Source organism: Streptomyces sp. NPDC004284, from assembly GCF_042874035.1.
Lineage (GTDB): Bacteria > Actinomycetota > Actinomycetes > Streptomycetales > Streptomycetaceae > Streptomyces.
In genome coordinates, this window is the sequence record NZ_JBIAMJ010000007.1 from 223,981 (window position 1) to 242,144 (window position 18,164).

Here is an 18,164-nt window from a genome sequence, read left to right on the forward strand (position 1 = left end):
CGTACGTTCCTACTGCTGCACGAGAGGCGTCAGCTTCTGGCTCTGGGCCGGGATGCTCGGCGCCTCTCGCTTCTCCAGGCCGAAGCTGGTGAAGGCGGTGCGGCGCGGCAGCGGGTACGGCTCCTTGCCGGTGACCGCGTTGAGGATGACCGCGCTGCGCCAGGCCGCGAGGCCCAGGTCGGGGGCGCCGACGCCGTGGGTGTGGCGCTCGGCGTTCTGGACGTACACGGAGCCGGTGACGGAGGGGTCGAGGACCAGGCGGTAGCGCTCGTCGACGCGGGGGCGCCCGGCGGAGTCGTGCCGCAGGTACGGGTCGAGTCCGGCGAGCATCCGGTCCACCGGGCGCTCCCGGTAGCCGGTCGCCAGGACGACGGCGTCGGTGGTGAGCCGGGAGCGGGTGCCCTGCTGCACGTGCTCCAGGTGCAGTTCGACCTGGGTGGTGGCGACCCGGCCGGCGGTGCGGACCCGGACGCCGGGGGTGAGGACGGCGTCGGGCCAGCCGCCGTGCAGGGTGCGGCGGTAGAGCTCGTCGTGGACGGCGGCGATGGTCTCCGCGTCGATCCCCTTGTGCAACTGCCACTGCCGGGGCATGAGTTCACCGCGCACGGGCTCGGGCAGGGCGTGGAAGTAGCGGGTGTAGTCGGGGGTGAAGTGCTCCAGGCCGAGCTTGGAGTACTCCATGGGGGCGAAGGCCTCGGTGCGGGCCAGCCAGTGGATCCTCTCGGCTCCGGCGGGGCGGGCCCGGAGCAGGTCGAGGAAGACCTCGGCGCCGGACTGGCCGGAGCCGATCACGGTGACGTGCCCGGCGCGCAGGAGCGTCTCGCGGTGGGTCAGGTAGTCGGCGGAGTGGATCACCGGGACGCCGGGGGCGTCGGCGAGCGGGCGGAGCGGCTCGGGGACGTACGGCTCGGTGCCGACGCCCAGGACGACGTTCCGGGTGTAGGCGCGGCCCAGGGCCTCGGCCTCGCCCTCCGGGTCGACCTGGGTGAAGTCGACCTCGAAGAGGCGCCGTTCGGGGTTCCAGCGGACCGAGTCGACCTGGTGGCCGAAGCGGAGTCCGGGGAGCCGCTCGCTGACCCAGCGGCAGTAGGCGTCGTACTCGGCGCGCTGGATGTGGAACTTCTCGGCGAAGTAGAAGGGGAAGAGGCGCTCGCGGCTCTTCAGGTAGTTGAGGAAGGTCCAGGGGCTGGCCGGGTCGGCGAGGGTCACCAGGTCGGCGAGGAAGGGGACCTGGAGGGTGGCGCCGTCGAGGAGGAGCCCCGGGTGCCACCGGAAGGCCGGCCGCTGCTCGTAGAAGGTGGCGGCGAGGCCGCCGGGGACGCCGTGCGCGAGGGCGGCGAGCGAGAGGTTGAAGGGGCCGATGCCGACGCCCACCAGGTCGTGGGGCTGGTCGAGGTCCTGCTGGGGGGTGCTGCCGGTCATCGGTGCGCGCTGCCTTCCACGAGGGTGAGGATCTCTGCGAGATCGCCGGGGGTGGTGTGGGGGTTGAGCAGGGTGGCCTTGAGCCAGAGGCGGCCGTCGGCCGTCGCCCGGCCGAGGACCGCGCGGCCCTCGGCGAGGAGGGTGCGGCGGATCGCCGCGACGGTCCCGTCGTCGGCGGCGGTGGGCCGGAAGAGGACGGTGGTGAGGACGGGCCGGCCCCTGAGGTCGAGGCCGGGGGCCTTCTCCACCTGGTCGGCGAGGTCCTGGGCGAGGTCCATGCAGGTGTCGACGAGCGCGCCGAGCCCGGCGCGGCCGAGGGCCCGGAGCGTGACCGCGGTCTTGAGGACGTCGGGGCGGCGGGTGGTGCGCAGGGAGCGGCCGAGGAGGTCGGGGAGGCCGGCCCCGGTGTCGTCGTCGGCGTTCAGATAGTCGGCGGTGTGGCCGAGGACGGCGAGGTCGGCGGTGTCGCGTACGGCGAGGAGTCCCGCGGCGGCGGGCTGCCAGCCGAGTTTGTGCAGGTCGACGGTGACGGTGCGGGCCCGGTCGAGGCCGTCGAGGAGGGGGCGGTGGGTACGGCTGAAGAGGACGGGCCCGCCGTACGCGGCGTCCACGTGCAGCTCCGCGCCCCGGGCGGCGCAGACGTCCGCGATCGCGGGCAGCGGGTCGATCAGGCCCTCGTCGGTGGTGCCGGCGGTGGCGGCGACGAGGACGGGGCCCGTCCCTCCGGCCAGGGCTTCGGTGAGGGCGGCCGGGTCCAGCGTGCCGCCGGGGGTGGGCAGGGTGACCGGCTCGGGCAGGCCCAGGAGCCAGGCGGCGCGGCGGAAGGAGTGATGGGCGTTGGCGCCGACGACGATCCGCAGTCCCGCGCCGTGCCGCTCCCGGGCCAGGAGCAGCGCCAGCTGGTTGGACTCGGTGCCGCCGGTGGTGACGAGCGCGTCGGGCGCTTCCGCCCCGGGGAAGAGCTCGGCCGCCAGGGCCGCCGTCACCTCCGCCTCCAGGGCGGAGGCCGCCGGCGCCTGGTCCCACGAGTCCATGGACGGGTTCAGCGCGGAGGCGGCCAGGTCGGCGGCCGCGGCGAGCGCGAGGGGCGGGGTGTGGAGATGGGCGGCGCACCGGGGGTGGGCGGGATCCGCGGCCCCTTCCGCGAGGGCCCGGGCGAGGGTCCTCAGCGCCTCGTCCGGCCCGGTGCCGGTCTCGGGCAGTACGGCTCCGAGGGCCCCGATCCGGCGTGCCACCGCCTCCGGCCCCCCGGCCGGCAGCGGCCCGCCCCTGGCCTGCGCTCCTTCCTGGAGCGCGTCCAGGGTGATGCCGAGCAGACGGCTCAGGGCGGTGGGGTCGGCGGCGAGGGGTGGGGGTGCGGCACGCATGGACGACAGGGTGCCGGGGCGTGCGGGGCGTTGTCCGGGGAGTCCGTCGACGTGACCCGAACGAGGGACGTCGGGCGTGTGCTTCCGGAGCGGGGGCGGGCGCCGCCCGGCGGGGCGGCGCCCACGACGGGCGGTGTCCTTACGTCACTTGGAGGTTGGCCATCATGCCCATGTCCTCGTGTTCCGCGTTGTGGCAGTGGAAGAGGTAGCGGCCGCGGTAGCCCTCCCAGCGGGTGATGATCTCGGCGGATTCGCCGGGGCGGAGGGAGATGGTGTCCTTGAGGCCGCCGTCGTGCGGGAGGGGGTCCTTGGTGCCCCGGGAGAGGATGCGGAAGCCGGTGAGGTGGAGGTGGACGGGGTGGTGGACGTCGGCGACGAGGCGCCAGATCTCCACGTCGCCGAGGCGGACGGTCACGTCGGAGCGGGCCGGGTCGAAGGGCTTTCCGCCGATGAGCCAGCCGTGCCTGCTGTCCTCGCCCATGCGTCCGGCGCGGAAGGAGAAGTCGCGGACGCGGACGGCGTCGGAGCGGCGCCAGGTCGGGAGGTCGGTCGAGAGGCGGGAGGGGACGCGGCTGTCGTCGGCGGCCTTGCGGGCGACCCGGAAGGCCATCACGTCGCGCGTGCGCCCGGAGCCCAGGCGGTTGACGAGCTTGACGAGGGTGCCGACGGGGAAGCGCGAGAAGTCGACGACCAGGTCGTAGCGTTCGGCCGGGGCGACGGGCAGGGAGGAGTGCTTCACCGGTGCCGCGAGCAGGCCCTGGTCGGCGCCGATCTGGACGAACTCGACCGTGCGCCCGTCGCCTTCGTCGACGAACTCCAGCTCGTAGTGCCGGGCGTTCGACGCGTTCAGGAGGCGCAGCCGGTAGCGGGCCGCGTCGACCTCGTGGACGGGCCAGGGGGCGCCGTTGACGAGGATGACGTCGCCGAGGACGCCGGCGAGGTAGGGCTCCTGGACGCCGGGGCGGTCGCGCAGGGTGGGGTCGAGGGAGGGGTAGTCGAGGCTGCCGTCGGCGGCGAAGGCGCGGTCCGCGATCATGAGGGGCAGTTCGCGCGGCCCGGCGGGCAGCCCGAGGGCCTCCTCGGCGTCGTCGCGCACGATGTGCATGCCGGCGAGGCCCCGCCAGATCGCCGGGGCGGTGAAGTCCATGCGGTGGTCGTGGTACCAGAGCAGCGTCGGCCGCTGTTCGAGCGGGAAGGTGTAGTCCCTGGTCAGGTCGGTCGTCACCGCCTGGGGGTCGTGCATGCCGCCGTGACCGGACCCGTGACCGCCGCCGTGGCCGCCGCCGTGACCGCCCTCCTGGCCGCCCCAGCCCGCGGGCAGCACCAGGTCCGTCGGGTAGCCGTCCGAGGCCGCCGGGGTGCGTCCGCCGTGCAGGTGCACGACGGTCGGCACGGGCAGTTCGTTGCGGTGGGAGACGGTGACCGGGCGGCCGCGGCGCGATTCGATCGTGGGGCCGGGGAAGGTGCCCCCGTACGTCCACAGCCGTGTCCTGACGCCGGGCAGGATCTCGGCGGTCGCCTCGCGCTGGACGATCTCGTAGCGGTCCGCGCGGCCGGACGTGGAGACCGGCTTCAGGACGGCGGGGAGCGGCAGCGGCACCTTGAAGGGCGGCGGCAGCGGTACGGCGCTGCGGAGTTCGGCTCCGGTGGCGGCGGGGCTGCGGGAGAGCACGGCGCCGACGGTGAGGCCGGTGGCCGCCATCGCTCCCAGCGCGCCGCCGATGCCGAGGACCCGGCGCCTCGTCAGGTCAGGCATCGACGGTCTCCTTGCGCTCCAGCGGCCGCAGCCAGGTCGCGGCGAACAGCAGGACGACGGCGGCGATGGTGAACACGCCCAGGGGGATGTGCAGCCACAGCAGCCCGGCCAGTCCCGCGGTGTACTGCGTCATCTCGGCGGCCACGAGCGCCAAGCTGACATAGAAGGGCCAGGAGCGGCGCAGCCGTACCCAGATCACGATCGCGACGACGAGCTGGACGAGGGCGAGCGTGGCGACGGCGTTGGCGCCCGCCGCGTGCATGCCCAGGCCGTCGAAGTCGCCGCTCAGATAGACACCGGCGAACACCGGCTGACCGAGGATCGCCAGCACGTGCACGGTGACGATGCCCCGCCACACACCTCTCAACATGACGCGCTCTTCCCCTCGTTGTCGGCGCGGAACGCTCATGACGCTATGTCCCCGGCGATAATCTGTCCAAGATCGATATCGCTATGGGGCCATGCCCCTGGGGGCATGATGGATCTCCACGCGCTCGGGCAATTCGTCGTCGTGGCCCGCCTTGAGCACCTCAGCCGGGCGGCCGAGGAACTCCACGTTGCCCAGCCGTCCTTGAGCCGCACCATAGCCCGGCTGGAGAGCGAACTGGGCGCACCTCTGTTCGACCGGGTCGGCCGGCTCCGGCTGAACGAGGCGGGGAAGGTCTTCCTCCGGTACGTCGAGCGCTCCCTCGGGGAGCTCGACGCGGGACGGCGGGCCGTCGCGGCCCTCACGGGCGGGGAGTCCGGCACGGTACGGCTGGCCTCGGAGACCTTCCTCACCCTGACCGGGCCGCTCGGGGCGTTCAAGCGGGCCCACCCCTCGGTCGAGGTCGAACTGCACCAGATGGGCGCCGAGGAGATGGCCCGCGGTCTGCGCACCCAGGAGGTGGACCTCTGCGTCGCCTCGCAGCCGTACCCGCCCGAGGGCCTGGAGGCGGTGCGGCTGCTCGACGAGGAGGTGTGGGTGGTCGCGCCGCTCGGCCACCCGCTGGCGGGCCGCTCCTCGGTGACCGTCGGCGAACTCGCCGGCGAGTCCTTCGTCGCCACCCGCCGGGGGCACTGGCAGCGCCGGCTCCTCGACCGGCTCTTCGCGGGGGACGGCCTCGCTCCCCCGCGGATCGTCTGCGAGGGCGACGAGCCGAGCGCCACCGCGATCCTGGTCGCCGCGGGGCTCGGCATCGGTCTCATCCCGGACATGGCCCGGCGCAGCGCCACCCGCGCCCCCGTGGCCTGGATATCCGTCGACAGCCCGGACTGCCGGCGCGTCCTCACCCTGCTCCGGCACGCCGACAGTCCTCCCACGGGCGCCGCGCGCCTGATGCACGCGGCGCTCACCGGCTGGGACTGGTCGGGAGGACCGGTCTAGACGGTCCCGGTACGCCTCAGCCGCGGACGCGCAGTGCGCGGCGCAGGTCGTCCAGCTGGTCGACCAGCTTGCGGTGGAGGGCCGGGATCATCCGGTCGTCCGCGAGGTGGCGGTCGCCCAGGGCCAGGGAGTCGGCGTCGATCGCGTACGCGGGGAAGGCGTAGCGGCCGGCGGCCTCGGCCATGGCGGGGCCCCGGCGGTCGCCGAGCGCGATGGCCGCCTCGTAGAAGCGCGGCACGTACTCCCGTACGAGCTCGGCCTGTTCGGGCTGCCAGAAGCCCTGGGCGGTGGCGGTGAAGAGGTAGTTGGAGAGGTCGTCGGAGGAGAACATCGCAGCCCAGGCCGCCTCCTTCGCCTCCGGGTCCGGGAGGGCGGCGCGGCAGCGGGCCGCGCCTTCCTGGCCGGTGGCGCTCGGGTCCCGTTCCAGTTCGGCGGCGATCACGGTCTCGTCGGTGGCGCCGAGGACGGCGAGCCGGGCGAGGATCCTCCAGCGCAGCTCGGGGTCGAGCTCGGGGCCGCCGTGGACGGTGCCCTCGTCGAGCCAGGAGGCGATCTTGTCGGGGGTGGTGGCGCTGTCGACGCAGGTGCGGACGGCGGTGAGGCGCAGCCCGGGGGCCTCGCCGTCCTCGGTGCGGCGGAGCAGGGCGCGGGCGATCTCACCGATGGCGGCGAGGGCGGCGGGGCGCTCGCCCTCGGAGACGTACCGGTCGGCGATCTGGGTGCGGGCGAAGCCCAGGACGCCCTGGACGACGGCGAGTTCGTCCTCCTCGGGCAGGTGGGCGAGGGCGGTCTCCAGGTAGGCGGAGGGCTCCAGCGCGCCGTCGCGGACCATGTCGCGCAGCGCGTTCCAGACGACGGCGCGGGTGAGGGCGTCGGGGATGCGGGAGAGGCCGCGCAGGACGGTCTCCAGGGAGACCTCGTCGAAGCGGAGCTTGGTGTAGGTGAGGTCGCCGTCGTTGAGGACGACGAGGGCGGGGCGGGGGCCGGTCAGCTCGACGGGCGCCTCCTGCGGGACGTCGAGCTCGCGGCGCTCGCGGAGGGTGAGGGCGCCGTCGGGCTGCCGGTCGAAGATCCCGGCCTGGATCCGGTGGGGGCGGCTGCCGTCGCGGTCGACGTGGAGCCGCCACTGGGTGCCCTCGCCCTCGAGGCGGGGGGTGAGGGTGTCGACGCCGGTGGTGCGGAGCCACTGCTCGGCCCAGGCGTGGACGTCGCGGTCGGTGGCGGCGGCGAGGTTGTCGATGAAGTCGGCGAGGGTGGCGTTGCCGAACTTGTGGCGCTTGAAGTGGATGTTGATGCCGGCGAGGAAGTCCTTCTCGCCGAGCCAGGCGACGAGCTGGCGCAGGGCGGAGGCGCCCTTGGCGTAGGAGATGCCGTCGAAGTTGAGGAGTGCGGAGGCGGTGTCGGGGACGGCTTCCGGGTCGGGGGCGACGGGGTGGGTGGAGGGCCGCTGGTCGGCCTCGTACCCCCAGGCCTTGCGGGTGACGCCGAAGTCGATCCAGGTGTCGGCGAAGAGGTCGGAGCAGGCCTCGTTGACGGTCTGGAAGCCCATGTACTCGGCGAAGGACTCGTTCAGCCAGATGTCGTCCCACCAGCGGAGGGTGACGAGGTCGCCGAACCACATGTGGGCCATCTCGTGCGCGATGACCATGGCGCGGGTCATCCGCTCGGTGGCGGTGACGGCGGAGCGGAAGACGAACTCGTCGCGGAAGGTGACGAGTCCGGGGTTCTCCATGGCGCCGGCGTTGAACTCGGGGACGAAGGCCTGGTCGTACGAGTCGAAGGGGTACGGCTCGTCGAACTTCTCGTGGTAGCGGTCGTAGCAGGCCTTGGTGACGGCGAGGATCTCGTCGGCGTCGGCGTCGAGGTGGGCGGCGAGGGAGCGGCGGCAGTGGATGCCGAAGGGCAGGCCGGCGTGCTCGGTGCGGACGCTGTGGAAGGGGCCGGCGGCGACGCAGACGAAGTAGGTGGAGAGCAGCGGGGTGGCGGCGGCCTTCCAGCTGCCGTCGGGCTGCTGCTCGGTGATGCCGTTGGACAGGACGGTCCAGCCCTCGGGCGCGGTGACGCCCATCTCGAAGACGGCCTTCAGGTCGGGCTGGTCGAAGCCGGCGAAGACGCGCTGGACGTCCTCCATGAAGAGCTGGGTGTAGACGTACGACTCGCCGTCGGTGGGGTCCGTGAAGCGGTGCATGCCCTCGCCGGTGCGGGAGTACCGCATGGTGGCGCTGATGTCGAGGGTGTGCTCGCCCTCGGTGAGGGTCAGCGGGAGCCGGTTGCCGTAGAGGGCGGTGACGTCGAGGGGCTCGTCGTCGAGGAGGGCGGAGTGCAGGGTCTCGGGCTTGAGCTCGACGAAGGTGTCCCCCGCGGCGCGGGCCGTGAAGCGGATGAGGCTGCGCGACGCGAAGGTCTCGTCGCCGGTGGTGAGGTCGAGGTCCACGCGGTAGTGGTGGACGTCGAGGAGCTGGGCACGGGTCTGCGCTTCGTCGCGCGTCAGTACGGACATGGGGGCCATGCTGCCTGATGGATTTCCCCAGCGGTACAGGGATGTCCGGCAAGAGGCCGCTTACCGGCCTCCCGCGGGCCTCTCACGCGAGTCCGGAGCCGTTCAGGTGGGTGAAGGCGGCGGCGATGCGGGGGCGGTCGTAGCCGGTCGGTCCGGCGGCGCCGCTGGAGATCAGGGTGTGGAGCAGGATCCGGGCCTTGGCGGGGTCGAGCGGGCCGGCCGGGATCAGTCCGTGGCGCAGCAGGTCGTACTCGGAGCCGGGGCTGCGGTAGGTGCGGGAGAGGGTCGCGCCGCCGCCCGTGCGGGAGGCCAGGACGACGGGGATGCGGCGGGCGATCTCGGCGAGGGGTTCGACGAGGTGGGCGGGGGCGTGTCCGGCGCCGAAGGCGGCGACGACGAGGCCCTGGAAGCGGTGGTCGACGGCTTCGAGGAGTTCGCCGCGGTCGCCGAGGGAGAGGGTCACCAGGGCGACGCGCACGGAGGGGTCGAGCTTCAGCGCGCAGAGCGCGGTGGGGGCGGCGGGGCGGAGCAGGATGCGGGGTTCGCCCTCGACGACGGTGCCGATGGGTCCGGCGCCGGGTGAGGCGAAGGTGGCGACGGAGGTGGTGTGGGTCTTGCGGGCGAGGCGGGCGGCGTGGATCTCGTCGGCGAGGACGACGAGGACGCCGAGGTTCCGGCAGGCGGGGTCGGCGGCGACGGCGAGCGCGGCGGCGAGGTTGGCGGGGCCGTCGGCTCCGGGCAGGTCGGGGCGGCGCATGGCGCCGGTGACGGCGATCGGCGCCTGTTCGGTGCTGCAGAGCAGGTCGAGGAGGAAGGCGGTCTCCTCCAGGGTGTCGGTGCCCTGGACGACGACCACGCCGGAGCCGTCGGCGACGGTCTCGCGGATCTCGTCGGCGAGGGCCGCGAGGTCCTCGAAGGAGAGGGTGGAGCTGGGGACGCGGCGGAAGTCCCGCAGGACGACGTCCTCGGGGGCGCCGAGCTCGGCGAGGACCTCCTGGCCGGTCATGCGGGCTGCGTCACCGCCTCGTGCGGAGATGGTCCCTCCGAGGGTGAAGACCGTGACGCGGCCCATCAGCGTGCTCCGTCCGCAATCGTCTCGTGGTGCCGGATGACCTCGGCGATGATGAAGTTGAGGAGTTTCTCCGCGAAGGCCGGGTCCAGTTTCGCGCTCTCGGCGAGTTCGCGCAGCCGGGCGATCTGGCGGGCCTCGCGGGCGGGGTCGGCGGGCGGGAGCTGGTGCTCGGCCTTGAGTATGCCGACCTGCTGGGTGCACTTGAAGCGCTCGGCGAGCATGTACACGACCGCGGCGTCGATGTTGTCGATGCTTTCGCGCAGCCGGGTCAGCTCGGCGATGACGTTCGGGTCGATGGCACTGGTGCCGCTGGTGTCGCTCATGATCTGCGAGCTTAGACGGATCTGGGGAGGATCGTGGGCGGGTGTTCGGGATCCGGAACGACGTTGCTCCAGCCCCCGTGCACGGACCGTCCCTGCTGCTCGCGGAAGCGGATGGGCGCGGTGCCGACCCGGCGGGTGAAGAGCCGGGAGAAGTAGGCGGGGTCGTCGTAGCCGACGCGGCGGGCGACGGCGGCGACGGGCAGCTCGGTGGCGGCGAGGAGCTCCTTGGCGCGGCCGAGGCGGACGGTGAGCAGATAGTCCTTGGGGCTGCACCCGGCGGCGCGGCGGACGGCGGTGCGCAGCTCGGCGGGGGTCATGCCGTGCCGGGTGGCGTGGTCGGCGACGGAGAGCGGCTGGAAGGCGTCGCGGGCGAGGGCGGCGAGGACGGGGTCGCCGTCGGCGTTGGTGTCGGCGCGGGCCCGGCGCAGGGCGACGAGCAGTTCGTGGACGGCGGCGCCGGTCTCGACCTCCAGGAAGGGGTTGCCGGGGCGGGCGGCGCGGGCGATCCGGCCGATGGCGGCGCGGGCGGGGGCGGCGTCGGAGAGGGGGACGACGGGCCGGTCGGGCTCGATGTAGCCGAGCTCGGTGTAGGTGGCGGTGGCGGGTCCGGTGAAGTCGACGAAGGCCTCGTCCCAGCCGGTGCCGGGGTCCGCGGCGTAGTGGTGGGGGACGCCGGGGGTGAGCCAGAGGAGGGCGGGGGCGGTGACGGTGGTGCGGCGCCCGTCGGCCCCCCGGTACCAGCCGCCGCCGGCGGAGACGACGACGGCGACGTGGTGGTCGAGGGTGCGCGGGCCGACGGTGGGCAGGGTGCCGTGCTGGAGTCCGACGCCCAGACAGACGAGGCCGAGGCGCTGGTGGACGGGGCCGGGCGTGAAGTAGCGCATCCAGGTGTGGTACATCGCCGTGCCTCCGTAACGTCCAAACTGCGACGATCTTTGTCCATGGACCGTGCCGCCGCCAGGGGGTGAGGGTGAGGCCATGAGCACGTTCGCTGTGGGTGACTTCGCTGTCGGTGACGAGGACTTTCTGCTCGACGGGCGGCCGGTGCGGCTGCTGTCGGGGGCGCTGCACTACTTCCGGGTGCACGAGGGGCACTGGGAGCACCGGCTCGGGATGCTGCGCGCGATGGGCCTCGACTGTGTCGAGACGTACGTCCCGTGGAACCTGCACGAGCCGGAGCCCGGCCGGTACGCGGATCCGGAGGCGCTGGGCCGGTTCCTGGACGCGGTGGGGCGGGCCGGGATGCGGGCGATCGTGCGCCCGGGGCCGTACATCTGCGCCGAGTGGGAGAACGGCGGGCTTCCGCACTGGCTGACCGGGCCGCTGGGGCGGCGGGTGCGGAGCCTCGACCCGGAGTTCCTGGCGCCGGTGGAGGCCTGGTTCCGGCGGCTGCTCCCGCAGGTGGTGGAGCGGCAGGTGGACCGGGGCGGGCCGGTGGTCCTGGTGCAGGTGGAGAACGAGTACGGGAGTTACGGGAGCGACCGGGGCTATCTGGAGTGGGTGGCGGGGCTGCTGCGGAGCTGCGGAGTGAGCGTGCCGCTGTTCACCTCGGACGGGCCCGAGGACCACATGCTGACGGGCGGTTCGGTGCCGGGGGTGCTGGCGACGGCGAACTTCGGCTCGGGGGCGCGGGAGGGCTTCGCGACGCTGCGGCGGCATCAGCCGTCGGGGCCGCTGATGTGCATGGAGTTCTGGTGCGGCTGGTTCGACCACTGGGGCACGGAGCACTCCGTGCGGGACGCGGCGGACGCGGCGGCGGCGCTGCGGGAGATCCTGGAGTGCGGCGCCTCGGTCAATGTGTACATGGCGCACGGCGGGACGAACTTCGGCGGCTGGGCGGGCGCGAACCGGGACGGCGAGCTGCACGACGGCCCGCTGCGGCCGACGGTGACCTCGTACGACTACGACGCGCCGGTCGACGAGGCGGGGCGGCCGACGGAGAAGTTCCGGGCCTTCCGCGAGGTGCTCGCGGAGTACGCGGAGGGGCCGCTGCCGGAGCTCCCGGAGCCGCCGGCCCGGCTCGGGGCGCCGGTGTCCTGCGTGCTCGACGGCTGGGCGCCGCTGGACGGCGTCCTGGAGGTGCTCGGCGGCGAGGAGACGGCGACGCCGATGCCGCCGGCCTTCGAGGAGCTGGGCGTGGACCGGGGGCTGGTCCGCTACCGGGTGGCGGTGCCGGGTCCCCGGCAGCCGTATCCGCTGGGCGTGACGGGGCTGCGGGACCGGGCGGTGGTGTACGTCGACGGGGTGGCGGCGGGGGTGCTCACGGAGACGGAGGCGGTGCTGCCGGAGCCGGTGGCGGGTCCCGCGCTGGTGGACCTGTGGGTGGAGTCGCTCGGCCGGGTCAACTACGGGCCGCGGCTCGCGGAGCCGAAGGGGATCACCGGCGGCGTACGGCACGAGCGGCAGTATCTGCACGGGGTACGGGCCCGGGGCCTGCGCCTGGACGCCTTCGAGCCGGCGGCGGTCGGCAAGGTGCCGTTCGGGCCGGTCTCCGACGGCCCCGGCCTCTACCGGGGGGCGTTCGACGTGACCGGGGCCGGTGACGCGTGGCTGCGGCTGCCGGGCGCGGCCCGCGGCTTCGTGTGGGTGAACGGCTTCTGTCTGGGCCGCTACTGGGCGGCGGGCCCGCAGGAGGCGCTGTTCGTGCCGGGTCCGGTGCTGCGGGAGGGCGCGAACGAGGTGTGGGTCCTCGCCGTGGAGGGCGGTCCCGGGTCGGGGCCGGTGCTGGACCCGGTGTGAGCGTGAGGGCGCCCCGGAGCCGAGGCCGCTCCGGGGCGCCCGTTCACGAGCCGTCCGCTACAGCGTGGCGGCGGCGGAGGTGATGGCGGCGGCGAAGGTCGAGACCTCCGTGTAGACGCCGGGGAAGCCGGGCCGCGCGCAGCCCTCGCCCCAGCTCACGATGCCGACCTGGATCCAGGCGCCGTTGTCGTCCTTGCGGAACATGGGGCCGCCGGAGTCGCCCTGGCAGGTGTCGACCCCGCCCTGGCTGTAGCCGGCGCAGATCTCGTCGGAGGGGACGAGGTCGCTGCCGTAGGCGGCCTGGCAGGAGGCGTCGGAGACGAACGGGACGTTCGCCTTGAGCAGGTAGCGCTGCTGCGCCCCGCCCTCGCGGGCGGCGCCCCAGCCGGCCACGGTGAAGGTGCCGTTGTTGTACGCGGTGGTGTCGGCGATCTTCAGGTTGGGCAGCGAGGTGATCGGGCTGGCGAGCTTGATGAGCGCCCAGTCCTTGCCCTGTCCGGTGTAGCCGGGGGCCTGGAGGACCTTGGTCGACTTGACCTTGATGGCGCTGCTGGACTGGAGGTCCACGACTCCGGCGGTGGCGGTGATGCTCGTGTTGGTGCCGGAGCCGCTCACGCAGTGGGCGGCGGTGAGGACGACCTGAGGGCTGATCAGGGAGCCGCCGCAGCCCATGGAGAGCCTGACCATCCAGGGGAACTCGCCCTGGGCGGCGCGGGTGCCGCCGACGACGGGCGCGGGGGCGGCGGAGGCGGTGGTGGTGGGCTGGAGACTGACGGCCGCCAGGACGACGGCGCCGGCGGCGGCCAGCTTCTGGAGGGCACGGACCATGCGGTTCTGCTTCACGTGTCTTCCTTCTCTCGTGGGGGGTCGGCCTCGGCGGGTGGCGGTGTGCGGGCGGGCCGCAAGCCGTGACATGCGCCCGTCAAGGCATGTCCGGAGTATGGACAGCGCCCAACTAACGCCACAAGAAAGCCTTTTCGGCCAGATCCGTTGGAGGGACCGTACAGTGGACGGGAGGGGGGATCCGGCATGCCGAACCGACATGAGGCCGACCGTGTCATCCACGGCTTTCCGCACCGCGCCGCCGTGCGGGCCTCGCTCACCGCGCTCTACCGCCGCCTCTCCCCCGACGGCGTGCACCGCTACCCGGCCTCCGTGACCGCCGCCGACGTGGCCTTCGGCGACGAGGAGGACCTCCACCTGGGCGCCCAGCGGGTGGCCCGCGCCCTCGTGCGGCACCTCGGGCTGCCCGAGGCGCGCATCGTGGTGAGCTTCCGGGCCATGGAGTACGCGGCGGCCGTCGACCTCACTCCGGGCCCCGAGTACTTCGTGGAGCTCAACGACCGCTTCCGGACCCGCCGCAGGGACATCGGCGCGGCCCTCGCCCACGAGATCACCCACGTCCTGCTGCACCGGCTCGGCCTCGGCTTCCCCGGCACCGCCGAGAACGAGATCCTCACGGACGTGGTCACCGCCTATCTGGGCGCCGGCTGGCTGCTCCTCGACGCCTACCGGCGGGACGGCGTCGAGAGCCAGCGGCTCGGCTATCTGACCCCGGAGGAGTTCGGCTACGTCCTCGCCAAGCGGGCCGAGGTCTTCGGCGAGGACCCCTCCCCGTGGTTCACCAGCGCGGTGGCGTACGAGGCGTGGCTACGGGGCCGGGCCGAGGCCGCGCGGGAGCGGACCGCACCGCCGCTCGCCGGGGCGGGCTGGGCCGAGCGCCGCCGGTACGGATGGGAGCGGCGCCGGGGCCGGGCCGCCGGGGACGCGCCGTACGCCTTCGACGGCGGGGCCCCGGCGGCCGGCGTCTCCTTCCCCTGCCCGGTCTGCGGGCAGCGCCTGCGGATTCCGGCGGGGCGGGCGCTGCGGGCCCGGTGCGGGGTGTGCGGATCGGTCCTGGAGTGCGCGGCCTGAGGAACCGACTTGCGCCGGGACCGGACGGGGAGTCAGGGTCGGCGCATGAGCACGTTGTTCGACGCGATCCTGGCCGGGGACGAGAACGGGGTCGTACGGGCCCTGCGGAGCGGAGCCGGACCCGAGGACCTGGACGACGGGGAGAGCGCCCTGTACCGGGCGGCCGTCGGCGACGAGGCCGGGATCGTGCGGGTGCTGCTCGCCGCCGGGGCCGATCCGGGCCGGCCCAGCGGCGAGGACGGCGGCGACCTGCCGCTGTGCGGGGCGGCCTGCGGCGGGCACACCGAGGTGGTGCGGGCACTGCTCGCGGCGGGCGCGGCGGCCGACCAGGAGGAGGAGTTCGGCTTCACCGCCCTCGCCTGGGCCCTCCGGCTCGGCCACGCCGACACGGCACGGGTCCTCCTGGAGCACGGCGCGGACCCGGACCGGCCCGGGCCGGACGGGCTCCGGCCGCTCGTCGCCGCCGCCCGGCGCGGCTCCTCCGCGTGCGTGCGGGCGCTCCTCGACCACGGCGCGCGGTTCCGGGAGGAGGCGCTGCGGGAGGCGCGGCGGTGGATCGGCGCCGACATCGCGGCCGAGCTGCGGCGCGGCCTGGTCGCCGGGCACGAGGGCGGGCAGACGTACGAGGCGGTCGTCCGGCGGGTCCGGGAGGACGGCGGGCTCACGGTCGTCGTGGAGCTGCTGCGGGAGGACGGCGCGCCGGGGCGCGGCGACGACCGGGGGACCGGCCACGCGGCGATCGCCACGCTCCTGGAGGCGGCGCTCGGTCTGCGCACCCCGCACGAGGAGCTCGCGGGGCGGGCGCTGCGCTGCGGCGATCCCGGGCTCGACGACTGGACGACGGCGGTGTCCGAGCTGGCGGGCCGGGCCGACGAGGAGACCTTCGTGGCGGCGGCCGGCTGGTGCGCCCACCGGGATCCGCTGCGCCGGGCGCTGGGCGCGCGGGTGCTCGGCGAGCTGCCCGGCTTCGGTCCGGGCGCGGTCCCGGTCCTGCGGCGGCTCGCGGCGGAGGCCGTGCCCCCGGCGCGGGAACCGCTGCTCTCGGCGGTGGCCGCGCTCGGGGAGTGCGCGGACCCGGCCACCGTGCCCGAACTCCTCGCGGCGGCCGGGCATCCCGACGCGGTGGTGCGCCGGGCCGTCGCGTCGGCCCTCGCCGGGATCGTGCCGGCCGGTCACGTCGAGGCGCTCGGGGTGGTGCTCGCGCTGAGCCGGGACGGCGACGCCCGGGTGCGGGACTGGGCGACCCTGGCCCTCGCCGAGCTGCCCGACGACACCCCGCTCGTGCGGGAGGGGCTCGCGGAGCGGCTCGGCGACGCGGACCCGGAGACGGCGGCGGAGGCGGCGCGGGGGCTCGCGATCCGTCAGGACCCGCGCGCCGTCGACGCGCTGGCGTCGATCCTGGCCGACGGGGAGGCGGACGGCGCGGCCCGCGAGACGGCCCTCGCCGCCCTGGAGCACGTGCACGACCCGCGGGTCAGGACCCGCCTGGAATGGACGACGCCGCGGCGGGGCTGACACCCGGCCACCGCCCGCCGCTCACGCCCCCTCGGCGACCGCCGCGGCCGCGGTCGACGACGTCGCCGAGGCCGGGAGCCGCAGGCTCAGCAGGGCGGTGAGGAGGTAGGCGCCGAGCACCCAGGGCATCGCGGCCGCGAGGGAGAGGTCGGCGAAGTACGCGGTGCCGATCACCGCCGCTCCGAGGGCGCCGCCGAACTGCTGGGCCGTCGAGAAGGCCCCGGAGGCGCTGCCCGCGAGCGCGGCCGGGGCGGACGACAGGACGATGTTCACGAGCGGCACGACGAGGAGGCCGAGCCCGGCGCCCGCGACCACGAGACCGGGGACCAGGGGCCAGGCGCCGGTGTGGGCGGGGGCGGCGCCCTCCATCGCGTACCAGACCCAGCCGTAGCCGGCGGCCATGAGGACCGCGCCGGCCGTCGGGACGTACCGGCCGAGCCGGACCGCGAGCGGTTCGGCCGCCGGCGCGGTCAGGAAGCCGCCGGCCGAGAAGGCGGCCATGAGCACGCCGGCCTGGGTGGGGGTGTAGCCCTGGCCGCCCTGGAGCCAGATCGCGAGGACGAGGAAGAAGCCCTGCATGCCGAGGGCGAAGAGCAGCTGGACGGCGAGGCCGTACGAGAAGGCGGGCACCCGGAACGTGCCGGCCGGGAGGACCGAGCCGCGCGCCGCCACGCCCGCCACGGCGAGCGCGCCCGCGGCGAGCAGGCCCCAGCCCCACGGCGGCCAGCCCCAGCCGCGGCCCTGCACCAGCGGGAGCACGACGGCCACGAGACCGGCGGCGAGGACGAGGCTGCCGGGGACCGGGGGCCGGGTGGCGGCCCGCTCGCGGGTGGCGGGGACGAGGACGACGGCCGCGATCAGGGTGAGGAGCGAGACGGGGACGTTGACGAGGAAGACGCTCCGCCAGCCGAGGCCGAAGAGGTCCGCGTCGGTGAGGACCCCGCCGAGCAGCAGTCCGATCGCGGAGGCGAAGCCGGCCACCGCCCCGTACAGGCCGAAGACCTTGCCGCGTTCCTCGCCCTTGAAGAGGCTGTGGAAGGAGCCGAGCACCTGCGGCATGAGGACCGCGGCCGCGATGCCCTGGACGGCGCGCGCCGTGATGAGCCGGCCGGGGGTCTGCGCGAGGCCGCAGGCGAGGCTCGCGAGGCCGAAGCCCGCGGTGCCGGCGAGGAAGAACGCCTTGCGGCCGTACCGGTCGCCGAGCCGTCCGGCGACGACGAGGGTCGCGGCGAAGCCGAGCAGATAGGCCGAGACGGTCCACTGGAGGGCGCTCTCGGAGGCTCCGAGGCCGCGCCCGAGGGAGGGCAGGGCGACGTTGACGATGGTGACGTCGACCAGGTCCATGAGGGCGGCGACCATCATGACGACGGCGGCGGCCCAGCGGTGCGGGGTGGGTGACACGGGTCCTCCTCGATTTATTTCGTTCGAGCGAACGAAATAAAAATGGCACGCACCGATCCTTGATCACAAGTCTTTCGTTCGGCCGAACGAAATGAATGTTGCTAGGCTGCCGCCATGAGCGAGCAGGGCAGCGGGCGGGACGGCGGGCAGGACCGGGAACGGAGCGCGGTCATCGCCGCCCTCACCGCCGCCGGCCGGGACTCCAGCGCGGCCTCCGTCGCCTTCCACTCGGCGATCGCGGCCCAGCAGGACCTGGGCGCCACCGAGACCAAGACGCTCGACCTGCTCGAACGGCACGGCCCCCTCACCGCCAAGGAGCTGGCCGAGCACTCGGGCCTGGCCCCCGCCTCCGTCACGGGACTGGTCGACCGCCTGGAGCGCAAGGGCTTCGTGCGCAGGGTGAAGCACCCGACGGACAAGCGCCGGGTGCTCGTCGAGCCCCGCCCCGAGAAGCTGGCCGAGCTCGCCCCGCTCTTCGACGACTGGGCGCGCGAGGTGCACGAGCTCTACGAGGAGTTCACGACCGGGGAACTGGCGACGATCACCCGCTTCCTGACGGGCGCGACCGCACGCCAGCGCGCCGCCACCAAGCGCCTCACGGAGTAGCCGGCGCGGCCGCGTGCCGCACACCCCTCCCGTTCGGCCCCCGCGGCTGATACCTTCCTCGCCGACACGTCACCTAACTAACGTTAGGTTCAGAGCGGCCCCGCGGGCCCGTCCGCCCACGGCTGTCCCACCCGAGTCCGTCAGCCGTACGGCCCTGCCGTACGTCCGTCAGTCCGTAAGGGA

General features: G+C 74.4%; 15 protein-coding genes. 5 read left to right on the forward strand and 10 right to left on the reverse strand.

Annotation, left to right across the window (positions count from 1 at the left end; translation table 11 throughout):
• Positions 1-9 precede the first annotated feature (9 nt).
• The 4 genes from ACFYUS_RS20305 to ACFYUS_RS20320 form a co-directional block, all read right to left on the reverse strand.
• On the reverse strand, positions 10-1,422 hold the full coding sequence (locus ACFYUS_RS20305) for a lysine N(6)-hydroxylase/L-ornithine N(5)-oxygenase family protein (RefSeq protein WP_388853579.1): 1,413 nt from the start codon (positions 1,420-1,422) through the stop codon (positions 10-12).
• Complete coding sequence (locus ACFYUS_RS20310) at positions 1,419-2,789, reverse strand: pyridoxal phosphate-dependent decarboxylase family protein (protein ID WP_388853582.1); 1,371 nt, start codon at positions 2,787-2,789, stop codon at positions 1,419-1,421. The genes ACFYUS_RS20305 and ACFYUS_RS20310 overlap by 4 nt, the downstream gene beginning before the upstream one ends.
• A 139-nt stretch (positions 2,790-2,928) precedes the next feature.
• Positions 2,929-4,545 carry a multicopper oxidase family protein gene (locus tag ACFYUS_RS20315; RefSeq protein ID WP_388853585.1) on the reverse strand — a complete coding sequence of 539 codons (1,617 nt, stop codon included), beginning with the start codon at positions 4,543-4,545 and terminating at the stop codon, positions 2,929-2,931.
• Positions 4,538-4,915: a hypothetical protein gene (locus tag ACFYUS_RS20320; RefSeq protein ID WP_388853588.1), complete on the reverse strand. Its 378-nt coding sequence runs from the start codon at positions 4,913-4,915 to the stop codon at positions 4,538-4,540. Before ACFYUS_RS20320 ends, ACFYUS_RS20315 begins: the two co-directional genes overlap by 8 nt.
• Before the next feature lie 105 nt (positions 4,916-5,020).
• Here ACFYUS_RS20320 and ACFYUS_RS20325 point away from each other — a divergent pair, with 105 nt between their 5' ends.
• Complete coding sequence (locus ACFYUS_RS20325; protein ID WP_388853591.1) at positions 5,021-5,911, forward strand: LysR family transcriptional regulator; 891 nt, start codon at positions 5,021-5,023, stop codon at positions 5,909-5,911.
• 16 nt (positions 5,912-5,927) lie between these two features.
• On the opposite strand, the gene pepN is transcribed toward ACFYUS_RS20325, so the two are convergent.
• From pepN to ACFYUS_RS20345, 4 genes are all read right to left on the reverse strand, one after another.
• The gene (gene pepN, locus ACFYUS_RS20330) at positions 5,928-8,411 is read right to left on the reverse strand and encodes an aminopeptidase N (protein ID WP_388853594.1); all 2,484 of its coding nucleotides are present in this window, start codon (positions 8,409-8,411) and stop codon (positions 5,928-5,930) included.
• Between the two features lie 82 nt (positions 8,412-8,493).
• On the reverse strand, positions 8,494-9,483 hold the full coding sequence (locus ACFYUS_RS20335) for an asparaginase (RefSeq protein ID WP_388853597.1): 990 nt from the start codon (positions 9,481-9,483) through the stop codon (positions 8,494-8,496).
• Positions 9,483-9,806, reverse strand: coding sequence for a chorismate mutase (locus ACFYUS_RS20340; protein WP_388853600.1), 324 nt, complete (start codon positions 9,804-9,806; stop codon positions 9,483-9,485). Before ACFYUS_RS20340 ends, ACFYUS_RS20335 begins: the two co-directional genes overlap by 1 nt.
• A gap of 11 nt (positions 9,807-9,817) precedes the next feature.
• Positions 9,818-10,705, reverse strand: a complete 888-nt coding sequence (locus tag ACFYUS_RS20345; protein WP_388853603.1) for an AraC family transcriptional regulator — start codon at positions 10,703-10,705, stop codon at positions 9,818-9,820.
• Positions 10,706-10,784: 79 nt separating this feature from the next.
• Here ACFYUS_RS20345 and ACFYUS_RS20350 point away from each other — a divergent pair, with 79 nt between their 5' ends.
• Entirely contained in the window at positions 10,785-12,545 is a 1,761-nt protein-coding gene (locus tag ACFYUS_RS20350; RefSeq protein ID WP_388853606.1) for a beta-galactosidase family protein, read from the forward strand.
• A 57-nt stretch (positions 12,546-12,602) separates the two neighbouring features.
• Here the strand turns inward: ACFYUS_RS20350 and ACFYUS_RS20355 are convergent, their stop codons facing one another.
• Positions 12,603-13,373, reverse strand: coding sequence for a S1 family peptidase (locus ACFYUS_RS20355; protein ID WP_388854134.1), 771 nt, complete (start codon positions 13,371-13,373; stop codon positions 12,603-12,605).
• Positions 13,374-13,574: 201 nt separating this feature from the next.
• Here ACFYUS_RS20355 and ACFYUS_RS20360 point away from each other — a divergent pair, with 201 nt between their 5' ends.
• Together ACFYUS_RS20360 and ACFYUS_RS20365 are read left to right on the forward strand one after the other, a co-directional pair.
• On the forward strand, positions 13,575-14,459 hold the full coding sequence (locus tag ACFYUS_RS20360) for a hypothetical protein (protein ID WP_388853609.1): 885 nt from the start codon (positions 13,575-13,577) through the stop codon (positions 14,457-14,459).
• Between the two features lie 45 nt (positions 14,460-14,504).
• Positions 14,505-15,974 carry an ankyrin repeat domain-containing protein gene (locus ACFYUS_RS20365; RefSeq protein ID WP_388853611.1) on the forward strand — a complete coding sequence of 490 codons (1,470 nt, stop codon included), beginning with the start codon at positions 14,505-14,507 and terminating at the stop codon, positions 15,972-15,974.
• Positions 15,975-15,995: 21 nt separating this feature from the next.
• Here ACFYUS_RS20365 and ACFYUS_RS20370 read toward each other — a convergent pair whose 3' ends face one another.
• Positions 15,996-17,375, reverse strand: a complete 1,380-nt coding sequence (locus ACFYUS_RS20370; RefSeq protein WP_388853614.1) for an MFS transporter — start codon at positions 17,373-17,375, stop codon at positions 15,996-15,998.
• Between the two features lie 114 nt (positions 17,376-17,489).
• On the opposite strand from ACFYUS_RS20370, the gene ACFYUS_RS20375 reads away from it, so the two are divergent.
• On the forward strand, positions 17,490-17,981 hold the full coding sequence (locus ACFYUS_RS20375) for a MarR family winged helix-turn-helix transcriptional regulator (RefSeq protein WP_388853617.1): 492 nt from the start codon (positions 17,490-17,492) through the stop codon (positions 17,979-17,981).
• Positions 17,982-18,164 lie beyond the last annotated feature (183 nt).